Source organism: Lysinibacillus sp. AR18-8 (assembly GCF_001705465.1).
Taxonomy (GTDB): Bacteria; Bacillota; Bacilli; order Bacillales_A; family Planococcaceae; genus Lysinibacillus; species Lysinibacillus capsici.
The window spans coordinates 1-12,582 of record NZ_MDGU01000020.1 but is presented as its reverse complement, the minus strand read 5'-3'; the positions used below and the strand labels follow the sequence as shown (position 1 = coordinate 12,582).

Sequence of the window (12,582 nt, the reverse complement as noted above, 5' to 3'; positions counted from 1 at the left end):
ACACTAAATAAAGGATATAGCTAACTAGAAAGACATTGGCATAACTATATTTCCATAGAAAAAGGCATATGCTCATCCGCAAATCGGACATATGCCTTTATTTCTTAAACTCTTAACGATCCACGGAAGCCTCTTGCTGCGTAGTAGGATTCTGCTCCATTGTGGTACATAAAGACCATGTCATAGCGACGATCGCAGAAGATAGCTCCGCCTAGTTTTCGAATGTTGTCAGGTGTTTGTACCCAGCTTGATGTTTTTAAATCGAACTTGCCAAGCTCCTGTAGTTGGCGATATTGCTCCTCTGTTAACAGCTCAATACCCATTTCCTTGGCTACGTCCATAGCCGTATTTTCAGGCTTGTGATTTTTTCTAGATTCCCATGCTTCGCGGTCATAACATAAACTTCTGCGACCTTTAGGACTTTCCGCAGAACAATCATAGAAAATGAACTCGTCCGTGTTTGCATCATAGCCTATTACATCTGGTTCACCGCCTGTTGCTTCCATTTCGTAGAGCGACCATAGTTTCTCCCTATTAGCCTCTAGCCTAGCTTGGACATTTGCCCAGTCAAGCCCTTCATGACGAGATGTATTTTTCTCGAAGCGAACTTGCAAAGTATTGATTAGTTCCTCGGTTTGCTCTTGTGATAATTCCTTCGTTGACATTGTTGTCTTCCCCCTCACTTATTTAAATGACAAGCCTTCTTCTTTCAATGATGATTTCATAATCGGTAAGGAGGCTGGTCCAATACCATGCAATTTTAAGATTTCCTTTTCCGTATACATAGATAGTTTTTCCAACGTATCAATACCTGCGTGTACTAATGCATTTCTTGCAGGTGAACTCAATTTGGAAAGGAAGCCACTGCTAGGTTTATTTTCCTGATCACAGGTAGGGCAGCTTGGACAATCTGTGCTTTTGTAAAATGGATGTCCTTTTTCACAAACTTTTAACCTTTTTTCTGCCAACCTCATCCCTCCAAAGCCTTTACTTTTGTCCATTTTACCATATTTCTTCAAAGGGATTGAAAAGGGACACTTTAATTTTTCATCAATTCACGCTCTATTGAAGTTGGTGCTACATTTACTGATTTAACAACTTCTATAGTTAACTTTAGCCAAATTCAATTACTCATCAAAAAATCTGTTACTTGAACAAAATGAGCGGTGATTTTTTTATTGGAAATCTATACTGCAAGGGAGTAGCATCCTTGGATTTTAAATCATTGGTAAAGGAATATCTTGATATGATACAAGCAAGAGCTGAACGAGAAGTATTCCCTAATACGATAAGAACATACTGCTACAACTTATGGTATTTCATTGTGTATTTGAAGATAAAAGGGTTGGATATTTTGGATCTAGACGGTAAACCTGATGTTCTTACTAACTTCAAATTGTGGCTCAAGAACCCATATAGATTTCATGAAAATGTGGAGATGTTAGATTCCGAATATCTTGAAGATGACCTTAAAGTTTCTACTTCGTCCTCTGTTACTCGACAATCGGTCCCGAATGTCGAATAACTTAACTCTAAATTAAACATTTTAAGTAAGTTCTAATAGCACATTCTCTATTTCTTTATTGAAGGTAGATTCTTTCCAAAGTGTAACGGCCTCTTTCTCTTGATATTTTTCAATTAAGATTTGGATCACATTGTATCCAATAAAATACCCTAAACGTGTGAAACCAAAGTAGGAACCTCCATTAATTGAAAACCATTCATGGATAATTTCAGGTTGTGTACGTTTGTTTATATCACCCAAAAAAGTAGTGATAATATCATTTTTGTTATCCTCTGCAAATCTTAACCATTCTTCTCCATTATCATCGTATAAAAAATAGACCGATTTGTCAGCATCAGCAACTTGTTCTGAAAAATACGTTGCACATCCTTCCTGAAACAGCGTTGTAAAGGGATGAAACCACTGAACTTTAGACCAATCCATCCCCTCCTGATCTGATAAAATATTATGAAGAGTATGACCAAATTCATGAGCAATAATTACTTTTAAATGCTTATCATTAGAAGAGAGCTTTTCTAAACAAAAAGTCACTTCAGGAATAATTTGACGATGTGTAAATGCATTTGACCCATATGCTCCAACAATTATATGTACATCTTTAGTGAACTCGACATTATATTTTTGTCTGTAAGATAACACAACTTGTTGAATTAGGCTTTCGATTTTTCCACTTGATTCCTGTATCTCACTCATTTGGGAAGGATATTTTTCAATTGCGTTTTTAATCTTCTCATCTGCATTTTTACAATGATACAGGAAATATTCCTTGAAGTGTTGGGAGAACTTTTCATGGTAGTGTTTTAAGAACTGCTCCGAAGGCATGTAGTTTAATAAAAAATATGGAACTGTATTATAAATTTTCATAATTACCGTCCTCCATTATATAACAATCCTCTTCATTAATTTGAACTATACTTTTAAATTTCTCCAAATAATTTTTAGTTCCTGCTCATTTCATACAGTTTTTTCATCAAAAATTTATTATTACTAATCGAACTTAATTATTATCAATCTTTATTAAAAGGCCACAAAAAAAGCCTGTATCCATAATTACTTGGTAATTGAAGATACAGGCTTTATCTTTAAAAAATAATAGTGATGTATTGATTTGATAATACATTGTTCAATACTATATACCAATACACTATCTTCCTTATTCTAACTATCATTTTTAGGTATAATGTTTACAAATAGCAGTCTCTCTCATTTTACAGACACACAGAATAGATAGTGTCATCCACTTCCCCCTCAAAACTGTTGTGTAGTTTAAAAAGAAAGGTCTCGTGAATTCCGTTATTTATATTTATTTAAAATTTCTGCGGGAATATGACAATAATCATTTGGACATCTGGTTAATCTATCTTGATGTTCCTCTGCACTTCTGACATAGTTTGTAAGGGGCAATATTTCAACCATTATAAGCTCGTAATCATTTTGCTCTCTAAGAAATGCCTTCGCCTCTTTTAAATGCTCAGGATTTTCACTATATACGCCTGTTCTATATTTTTCGCCAACATCCTGTCCTTGTCTATTCAAACTGTAAGGATCAATGATTTCGAATAAATAGCCCATTAAATCTCGAATGGTTACAACTGTTGGATCAAACCCTGTTTTTACACATTCAGCGTATCCATCATAATCGCCCTCAAGCGTACGACTTGTTCCATTCGCTCTTCCTGCTTCTGTAAACGTAACTCCTGGTAGCGTTTTTATAAAAGCTTGTACGCCCCATAAACATCCACCAGCCAAATATACTACTTCCATCATGCCCCTCCTTTTTTGTCTAAATACAGATCAATTTTATTATGAACCTATTCATAAAGGAAGGCACTCATCACATTCTTTACTAATGGCTAAAAATTATTAAACCTTAGATAAACGTAACGAATCGAGTATACCAAAATGATTTTTTAACAATTTGCGCAGTAGAAGTATCAGTATAAAAAGATGTAACTACTTTTTAACATGTATTACTTTGTAGCCAATATATAAGATGAAAAACCAAACTGGTGCCACATATAGGGCAACACGCATATCTGGAATAAACGCCATTAACACAATCACCATTAATAAAAATACAATAGCAATATACGTAGAAAGTGGGTAAAGCGGAATTTTGAATTTCAGTTTGGCTACTTCCTCTTTCGTTTTTGACTTCCTAAATTTCAACTGTGCTAATAAAATAATCATCCAGCTTGTAATGACTGCAACCGTCGCAACAGCAGAAATATAGATGAACACTTTTTCAGGTACTACATAGTTTAAGACAACCGCGATTAATAACACAGCTGACGAAAATAATATCCCTCGACTCGGACTACCGTTTTTGCTTACTGTTTTAAAATATTCTGGACCATTTTTTTGAACCGATAAGTTGTGTAGCATACGTCCTGAACCATATAAGCCACTATTAAAGGCAGACATTGCAGCTGTAATGACGACAAAGTTAATAATGTGAGCCGCAGCAGGGATACCAACGTAATCGAAAATTTGAACGAACGGGCTACCTTCTGAGCCAACTTCGTTCCAAGGATAAATAACCATCATAACGCCTAGCGCCCCAATGTAGAAAATTAAAATACGCCAAACGATGTTGTTAATCGCTGATGGAATGGACTTGCTAGGATTTTTTGCTTCTCCTGCAGAAATACCCACTAATTCAACCCCACCGAATGAGAACATAACTAATACGAGTGACATTAAAATACCATGGAAACCATTTGGCATGAAGCCACCATGTGCCCATAAATTATCAAAGCCAATTGCTTCACCGTGATTGCCGACACCGAAGAAAATAATGGCTAATCCTAGAACGATCATCCCGATAATTGCCACAACTTTAATCATCGCAAACCAGAATTCGAATTCTCCATATGCTTTTACATTTGCTAAGTTTACAAGCGTCATCATCACAAGTACGACAAGGGCAGTTACCCATTGTGGAATATCTGGAAACCAGTAGTTAATATATACACCGACAACTGTTAGTTCTGCCATGCCCACGACAATCCACATGAACCAATATGTCCATCCAGATAAGAAGCCAGCAAAGCGCCCTAAATATTTATTCGCGTACATACTGAATGAGCCTGATACAGGTTCTGCTACTGCCATTTCGCCTAATGCACGCATAATGGTGAAAATAACTAACCCGCCAATTAAATAAGCTAGTAAAATAGATGGTCCCGCCATTTGAATGGTTGAACTAGAGCCATAAAATAAACCGACCCCAATGGACCCGCCAAGTGCAATTAATTGCATGTGACGAGTACTTAATTCCCGCTTTAGTTGTGAATCTTGATGATTATCTTTCATAATGCTTACTCCTCATACGTTTAGATTTTCAAATACTTGCTCAAAAAAGGAATAAAAAAAACGCCCTTTTGGATTAACCAAAAGGACGATTCAACTCGTGTTACCACCTTTAATTTATAAGCAATTCACATTACTTACCTTAAGAAGTACGGTCATTTGACGATACTCTCGCACATGATTACGGGTGCTTACCGGCGTAGCCTACTTAGAATAATCCTTTCGGTACACAGCTCCAAGATGAATTCTCAATCGTTTTACATGCACCTCTCATCGACCGGTAACTTTCTGTTCGTAAAAATAATTGATACTACTTCTTTTCATAGCCTTTGTTCTATACAAATATTTTTGAATTGTTTTTCATTTTACAGAAAAAAAATAGTTTGTCAATATAATTTTCAAAAATTCTTCATAAACCGCATAAATTACATATGACAATTCTATAGGCGGTTTAGTCCAGCTAATTTTTCCTGGTGCTAAAATTCTGTGTTATTCTTTCCCACTAAACTCCCATATATTTAAACCCTCGGAAGCTTCTGGTGCTTCAAAAAATTTAGTAACTTCAATAAACGTCGCTTCCGTGTCAAAAGCTGCTCTTTCGGGTTGTTCGTTACGCCTTTGCGCAATTTGACGCAAGCATTGCTGGTTATTTAAATTAAGGTAGATTAGTTGATGGTTTGCATTGACGTCTGACGCTATATCCAAAAACCACTTTCGCTGTTTTTGAGTGTTACCTGGAAAATCCATTACTACATGCGTACCAACACTTAAAATGTTTTGGACATGCTTTTTCAACATCGGCTTGAGCTGTGCTGATAATTTTAGATAGTCCTCAAATGATGTGATCTGATTGGGATAAAGAGAGGAAAGCCATTCATCCTCAGATAAAAGTACCGCATTTTTTTCTTTAGCCAATTGCTTTGATTTTGTTGATTTTCCTGCTCCCATTTTTCCACAGAAAAAGTATAGAGTCCCCACTTGTTTCATGTTTTTCTTCCCCCGAGCTTTTTTTATTGGTTTTAGTTGTTACCCTATCCTTGTAAAACTATAATTTTTGGAACAACAAAAACGGATTCTACAAGCAAAATCCGTTCTTCGTCATTTCTTATAGTAACTCTAACACAATGTTTGAGAATACATTAGCTGATATGTTTTTGCTAAGATCCTATTCCAAGTGTTATGACGTCATCAAAAGCGTTCCATCGTTAAATCAGTATTTACTGAAACAGCAGCTTTATTACCTTTGGCAGCTGAAATCATTAAAGTGGAAGGTTTAGATCTTTCGGTTTCCCCTGCAATATATACATTTTTTTGAGTTGTTCTACCAACACCATCTGTTATGACTTTTCCATCTTCGTCAATATCACAGCCAAGCTTCTCAGCAAACTGATTGGGGCGATAATAAGATGGGGCCACAAATCCACCAGACCTTATAATGGTTGCTCCTGATTCAAACTCTATTTTTTGCAAGTACCCATCATTACCTATGAGGTCTTTTATCTTTTCTGATATTATTTTGATATTGTGTTTTTGTAACTCCATTTTACCTTCTTTAGATAAGTGAGCTCCATTCGTTAAGACAACCAAATCCTGTGACCAATTATAAATCAACTTAGTCAAATGCAGTACATGCTCTTCTTTTTCTGCCATCACCACTAATGGCTTATCCTTTTGCTCCCAACCATCACAATACGGACAACTAAATAGACTTTTCCCATAAAACTTTCTTATACTTGGTATAGTAAATATTTCTTGAACACCGGTGGCGAGTATTATTTTTTCTGAAACTAATTCCTGACTAGTAGATGTTTTGACAGTAAATCGCTCATTACCTATATCCTTTATAATTTCAGTAACTGTCGCATTAAGATAGGAGACGGACGGGTAATTCACCAACTCTTTTAAAGCTATTTCTTTAAATGCTTGTGGTTTTATTCCATCACGCGTAATAAATCCATGTGACGCCTGTGTCACTCTATTCCTATTTGTCCCATCATCCATTAATGCAATATTTCTCCTAGCTCTTCCTAAAGTTAAGCCAGCACTTAACCCAGAAGGACCTCCGCCTATAATGATACAATCAAGAACAGTCATTTTTACCTCCACAATAATTTGCTTTCTTTTGAATTGTAATTTGCATTCGAGAACTACATTATTTCCTACATCATGGATTTCCATTCTTTACACACTAAAAAATAACGCGGAGTTTTTGTTTATTTCGTATTAAAAAAGACGCATTCCTTTTTAAAGAAATGCGCACAATTGTGGAAGATTTTTTTAAGATAAATTTGATAATAGTTGTTCAATAGCTTCTGAGTCTTTCGGGTATGCATGAATAAATTTTGAAATTTCATTGCTATCCTACCAAGCAATTTCTTCATCTAAGTCTTGATATTGAATGTCTCCACCAGTTAGTTCACATAAAAAATATTGCGTTGTTAGTTTATATTATTTGATAATTTGAGTGTTTTTTCTTATTGCAAAATCTCGCCCGATTGTTAAATAACGTTCAACTCCTGTTTCTTGTTATTGTAAACATTTTAAATGATAAAACAATTAACTAGACTGTGTGGCGTCTACGGCTATGTAAGTATTGCTATAAAGAAGCATATGAATTCTCTTTACATTCCATAGTTTCTTAAATTCATTAATTGGAACTTTTCGATTATAGCGATTGTGTACATCATCACAATTCACCAGTTTCTTTATTGATTCTGAAAGGTAAATATATTCCTTGTCATAGCCTACTACTGGGACAAAATGCAGATAGTTACGATCCTTTTGTGTTTTAATAAAAACAATCACGGGAGTTCCTTTACTAACTTCATACTTTAATGTACTTACATTTCCTTTATGATATTTTGTTTTAAAACCCTTTTTTCTTAACACCGTTCGGATTCCCTTTGGATATACAGTACCAACCCTAGTTTTACTAGGAAAATGCGTATATAACCCTTCACCATCATCTTCCATGCCAAAATGACGTAATAGATATGCTGTTGAAAATGCTGCACATTCGTTATTCTTTTGAAAATCTATTCGATTGTTTTGTTGAATAAGATAGTTAGCTGGAAAATCTCTTCTCTGTAAAACAGGTATGGGTAATGTCATTAAATATGCATTAATAATAGTTGATATAATAATCCATAAAATAACTTGACTAACTATAAACATACACGACCCCCATATCTTTGTGTCTAATTAAATCGATATTCTAAGTCCTTTTTTCACTATCCGCTCCGTTTTTTAGTATATTTTATTTCTTCTTCATTTCAACATAATTATCCAATTTTGGTTTATGTTTTACTTAATTAAATGCCCGTTTGTTGAATAAGTCAAACGTTGCTTTACTATACCAGTTTCCTAGCATCTCACTCTTTCAATATTTACTTGCTACATATTTCATCACAGCCTGGATTGTAAGGACGAAACTAATGATCGTCGATAATAAAAGCTCCATTGCTTCATGTTGATTCCATATAAGCCCATATCGCATGAACAAATAAAAACCGCTTGTCAATGCATGGCAAGTAAATAGACTTCCCCAGATCACTGCCTTTGACTTTTTATAAGCACTACTGCCCCATAAATATTTCATATACAAAAAACAAACAACACCTATACCTATAATAAACAGTGATGTATGCGCAAAGGATGTTGTCACAATCATCGGTTCTTCGTGCGGCATATCCACATAGAGAAGGTTTCCAAGGTGAATTATGTTAAAGCTCAATAGACAAATTACCACATATAAAAACAATAGCCATTCGGCAGTTATCATGAACCATTTCATTATTGTCTCTACCATCCTCGTCTAATAACCTAGTATTTTCTTTATTTGCTAAATATCTACAAAAGGGACAATAATGATCTCTCGCTCTGAAGATCGCACGGTATATTTCGGACCAAGGAATGGTATCTTCACAGCTATCACATTCTACATAAAGATCAGGTAATAAACCCTTATCTAACAAAACATCCCACTGTGTGTTGGTTAATCAGGTCCATTTTTTATACTATCTATAATGATTGCCAATACTTCCCATCATAAATTCGATTTGACTTCACTAATTCTGTTAAATAAGCCATACATTCGGTTGGTTCACTTATGATTTTTTGCTTTAGCTTTTCCCGTAGCATGTAACGCCCGCTTTCTTTTCTAACTTTGCTTGCAAATCTAACATCACTCTCTAATTATGTAAAAAAATAAAAATTAAGTAAATGAAAAACCTTCTTCTATAAAAATAATTTACAAGTATGTTTTCAGCATTTTTTAGAACCATAGGGTAAATACCATTTCTCCTTTCTGCAAGCATACATATTATAGGTTGTAGAAAGGAGGGATTTTCAGTGGGATACAACGGAAACGTAGGTAACATGAACAACAGCTGCTATTATGGCGGCGACTCTGGCGGTGGCGGCTATTACGGTTCAACATTCGTATTAATCGTCGTTCTATTCATTCTTTTAATTATTGTTGGCGCTTCTTTCTTGTACTAATCATCCCAATTAGCACCTAACCCTTTTACAGACTTTAGGAGTCTGTAAGGTCAAGGGTCACTTTACCAGCCTAGTGACCCTTTTCCTTTTCAGATAATCGTGCGATAATCAAATTTGAAATGGTAAATTTGAGGTGAATTCTACATGTTGCGAGTAATTAAAGCATTGCTAGGCATCGCATTGATTATGGTTGGCCCTATGTTGATTGTCATTACGGTTGACGATACTGTATTTCTCAAAAATATATTATTAAGAATCATTGGTGGTCTGTGCGTTTTACTGGGCGTTCATTTATTACATAGACAGTTTCATCCGAAATCATACACAAGTAAACCCACGAGCTCCGAATAAAGAGCGCTTGGGTTTACTTAAATATTTAGAAAAATATTATTCCTTGGCAAAATATTTTGGGTCTATTTGAAGAAGAATTGTATTCATATCATAAAAATTTCCTGATTTTAATTTTTCCTCATGAGTAAATCCTTGTTGTTGTTGAATAAATGCTAACCAGTCCTTTTCTAACTCACTACTACTCTTTCCGTAAACTTCCTCTAATTTTTGCGCTAGTTCTTTCTCGTTGTAGATATGCTCAAACTTTTCGAGTCCGTAGGTATCAATTAAGTATTTAACAAATGATGCCGCATGCGTGTAGCTCATCTCCATCAGGACTCGATTCTGTTCTTCACTTGAAAGTGCTGGGCGAAAATAGACATCATCTTGATTTGGATCAATTAACTTACTAATAGGAATTAACTTATCTGAATCCAAATAATGCTTCATGAATTTTTCAAAGGAAAATTGTTCTTTTTTCCCATATTGTTCTTCCATATAACTCGCAAAACCCTCTTGTGTAAAATAGCCATGATCTGATTCGAAATTGTTGCCATAGCCAAGTAAAGAATGGGTCATTTCATGGACTAGTGGATAGATATCTTCATTAACACCAGTTAGTTCGATTTTCGATGCAAACCCCCAGGAGAGACCGTCTTCCTTAAACCATACGTTTATGTGCTCGGATGGCGTGTAGGAAGTATGTATAGAATTCTTTATGTGGTCGTATGCTGTCACAATTTCATCCTTTATAGCCTCTACTTTTTCTTGTGGAACACCAATCTCATTCTTAATTTCAAAGGTTATTTTGCCATCCTTTGTGACCACAATATTTTCATCGTTTTTCTCTTCCTGTATTTGTTCTTTAGGTTGAACGGTTTCTGCTGTACAGGCTGTTAATAGCAATGTACAAAGAAGGATTGTGCCTCTCCATTTAGCCATAATTACCTCCTAAAAAAGTATTTTCCAGTTTATACGAAACTTAAAATCCAAAAGTTTCATTTTCAAAAGAAAAATAGGGAAAATTAGACAAAATTATTTATAATGTTAGTAGACATGGCAAAAAGGAGGTCGCAATGAACAAAAGTACATGTATTCATTACAACCCACGCTATGGCTGGGATTTAAATAGTGATGCAAATTTAGAAATGCGGTTATTTGCCAAAGCACAACGTAGACAAGTAACTATTCTCAGCTATGGATGTGACTTAGATCATCACACCATTAAAAAAATTGCTCGGCACTACCTCACTAGGAAAAAATTTAGCGAAGCAGATACAACAATCGAAATAAGGTACGATATATATGATGCTAATTCAAGTAAACACGAAGAGAGTCAATACTATTGGAAAACCTATTTCATTAGTGAAAGAACATTAGCTGCTTTCCTACAAGCGCTACGTCGATTATCTGGTACACATATTCACTGTGAATTTAATGTGCGGGGACATTTTGAAGTAAAACTAAATGGTGTGGAATTTTCTACACGTGTATTAAAACCCCTTGATTATCCATCTATGTATAAGGAAGATTTAATTGGACGCTATCTTTTATTTATTGATACAGAATCACCTGACAATGAAATGATACGCCATAAAATACACTTGCTCCCCAAAGAGCTGCAAAGTCTTTCACTTCCCTTAGATAGCTCACCACTACAATGGGAACTATTAGTAAAAGGTTGGATAACAGCCATTCTTCTCTACGAAGTATAAATTTTAGCATATGCAAGATGATGGTCTATAAAACCAAGTAATATTATCATATAAATAGAAATAGTGTTAAGCGAATTCGTTTAACATGGCACCTCCCGATTTGTTACTAAGGGGCACTTCCATCTGTGCCCCTTCTATTTTTTTCCTATTGCATACTTCATCGCCATCCCATACATATAATACTTTCGTTATGATGGGACGTAGATTTATGTTTGAGGTTATTTTAAATTTTTTATCGAATACCTATGTTGGTCAAAATATAGCAATGTTCCGTCAAAATGATTGGTTCCACACCATTTATTATGATGAACCGTATCGCAGCTTATTTTTTTCCAATCGTCATGTCAGAAAATATCTTCAATTATTTGTATAACCTATACTCGAACACCTTTACTTCGATCATACATACTTCATTCCATAAAGGTAACAATACAATGCATTAGGGAAAGATCACAAAGAGGTGTAGAAGAAAATGAAAAAGATGTTACTCGTCTTTATATTCCCCATTGTACTAGTTCCTTCATTTCAAACAATATCCGCTTCAACAGCTGAACCAACACAGGATTCTAGCGAGCTGAGATTGCAGGATATGCTCATGCTTTTGCTTACTCCTTATATTGAAGAAGATTTGACCAATTATTATTCAAAGATTAGAAAGGATGTTTCCCCTCATATTACGCCTTGGAAAATTGAAGTAATTGGTATAAAAAGAAATCATTTCCGAGGCTTTCAAATGCAAATTACATTTGAAATTGAACCTACGGATGGCGGACAATGGATTCCTATTGGAAAGGATCGAATGACCTATGAAATTTCTTCAGGACCTGATGTTAAATTGATTCATCACACACATCTCAAAACGTATAAATATCCGCCTGAATAATACCTTCCCATTAAAATTGTAAGCTTGTCCCTTTATTGAATGTCATGCGATTTTTTTATCTGTGAATCATAAAAGCACCCCATCAAAGCTTGTCTTACTTTGAACTGCTCCCCAAATGTTAGACACATCTAACATTTGGAGGAGCAGTTTTTATATGGCTAAATTTACATCGGAAGAAAAACTACAAGCAGCCTTACGTTACATAAAAGGCAATGAAAGTTCACATGAAATTGCTAAATCTATCGGAACAGATCACAAAGCAATTCTTAATTGGGCGAAACAATATGAGTATAATGGCGTAGAAGCGTTTATAAAGC

15 protein-coding genes and 1 other annotated feature are annotated in these 12,582 nt (G+C 35.1%); of the genes, 5 read left to right on the top strand and 10 right to left on the bottom strand.

The annotated features are described in order from the left end of the window. Positions 1 to 104 precede the first annotated feature (104 nt). The 9 genes from BFM98_RS15680 to BFM98_RS15635 form a co-directional block, all read right to left on the bottom strand. Positions 105 to 665 carry a DUF4256 domain-containing protein gene (locus tag BFM98_RS15680; RefSeq protein ID WP_066037849.1) on the bottom strand — a complete coding sequence of 187 codons (561 nt, stop codon included), beginning with the start codon at positions 663 to 665 and terminating at the stop codon, positions 105 to 107. Positions 666 to 683: 18 nt separating this feature from the next. Beyond that, positions 684 to 974, bottom strand: coding sequence for an RNA polymerase alpha subunit C-terminal domain-containing protein (locus BFM98_RS15675; protein WP_066037872.1), 291 nt, complete (start codon positions 972 to 974; stop codon positions 684 to 686). Positions 975 to 1,546: 572 nt separating this feature from the next. Beyond that, entirely contained in the window at positions 1,547 to 2,389 is an 843-nt protein-coding gene (locus BFM98_RS15665) for a DUF5700 domain-containing putative Zn-dependent protease (protein ID WP_066037847.1), read from the bottom strand. Positions 2,390 to 2,818: 429 nt separating this feature from the next. Next, positions 2,819 to 3,289: a peptide-methionine (S)-S-oxide reductase gene (locus BFM98_RS15660; RefSeq protein ID WP_066037846.1), complete on the bottom strand. Its 471-nt coding sequence runs from the start codon at positions 3,287 to 3,289 to the stop codon at positions 2,819 to 2,821. A gap of 189 nt (positions 3,290 to 3,478) precedes the next feature. Next, positions 3,479 to 4,840 (bottom strand): amino acid permease, encoded by a 1,362-nt coding sequence (locus tag BFM98_RS15655; RefSeq protein WP_048393780.1) that lies wholly within the window; start codon positions 4,838 to 4,840, stop codon positions 3,479 to 3,481. Positions 4,841 to 4,918: 78 nt separating this feature from the next. Continuing rightward, positions 4,919 to 5,170, bottom strand: a binding site (T-box leader). Between the two features lie 156 nt (positions 5,171 to 5,326). Then, positions 5,327 to 5,824 carry a P-loop nucleotide/nucleoside kinase family protein gene (locus BFM98_RS15650; protein ID WP_066037845.1) on the bottom strand — a complete coding sequence of 166 codons (498 nt, stop codon included), beginning with the start codon at positions 5,822 to 5,824 and terminating at the stop codon, positions 5,327 to 5,329. A gap of 201 nt (positions 5,825 to 6,025) precedes the next feature. Further along, entirely contained in the window at positions 6,026 to 6,931 is a 906-nt protein-coding gene (locus BFM98_RS15645; protein ID WP_066037871.1) for an NAD(P)/FAD-dependent oxidoreductase, read from the bottom strand. 462 nt (positions 6,932 to 7,393) lie between these two features. Then, positions 7,394 to 8,011 carry a cysteine peptidase family C39 domain-containing protein gene (locus BFM98_RS15640; protein ID WP_066037844.1) on the bottom strand — a complete coding sequence of 206 codons (618 nt, stop codon included), beginning with the start codon at positions 8,009 to 8,011 and terminating at the stop codon, positions 7,394 to 7,396. 205 nt (positions 8,012 to 8,216) lie between these two features. Then, positions 8,217 to 8,630, bottom strand: coding sequence for a hypothetical protein (locus BFM98_RS15635; protein ID WP_066037843.1), 414 nt, complete (start codon positions 8,628 to 8,630; stop codon positions 8,217 to 8,219). 584 nt (positions 8,631 to 9,214) lie between these two features. On the opposite strand from BFM98_RS15635, the gene BFM98_RS23485 reads away from it, so the two are divergent. Continuing rightward, positions 9,215 to 9,337, top strand: a complete 123-nt coding sequence (locus BFM98_RS23485) for a YjcZ family sporulation protein (protein WP_081010967.1) — start codon at positions 9,215 to 9,217, stop codon at positions 9,335 to 9,337. A gap of 387 nt (positions 9,338 to 9,724) precedes the next feature. Here BFM98_RS23485 and BFM98_RS15620 read toward each other — a convergent pair whose 3' ends face one another. Next, a complete protein-coding gene (locus BFM98_RS15620; RefSeq protein WP_066037841.1) occupies positions 9,725 to 10,609 on the bottom strand; it encodes a gluzincin family metallopeptidase in 885 nt (294 codons plus the stop codon). Between the two features lie 134 nt (positions 10,610 to 10,743). On the opposite strand from BFM98_RS15620, the gene BFM98_RS15615 reads away from it, so the two are divergent. The 4 genes from BFM98_RS15615 to BFM98_RS24570 form a co-directional block, all read left to right on the top strand. Beyond that, complete coding sequence (locus BFM98_RS15615) at positions 10,744 to 11,382, top strand: hypothetical protein (protein ID WP_066037840.1); 639 nt, start codon at positions 10,744 to 10,746, stop codon at positions 11,380 to 11,382. A gap of 208 nt (positions 11,383 to 11,590) precedes the next feature. Then, positions 11,591 to 11,755, top strand: a complete 165-nt coding sequence (locus tag BFM98_RS24020) for a hypothetical protein (protein ID WP_175400762.1) — start codon at positions 11,591 to 11,593, stop codon at positions 11,753 to 11,755. Positions 11,756 to 11,854: 99 nt separating this feature from the next. Further along, the gene (locus BFM98_RS15610) at positions 11,855 to 12,265 is read left to right on the top strand and encodes a DUF3888 domain-containing protein (RefSeq protein WP_066037839.1); all 411 of its coding nucleotides are present in this window, start codon (positions 11,855 to 11,857) and stop codon (positions 12,263 to 12,265) included. A gap of 115 nt (positions 12,266 to 12,380) precedes the next feature. Continuing rightward, positions 12,381 to 12,582: transposase (locus BFM98_RS24570; RefSeq protein WP_368664811.1), on the top strand; the 202-nt coding region annotated here is incomplete at its 3' end.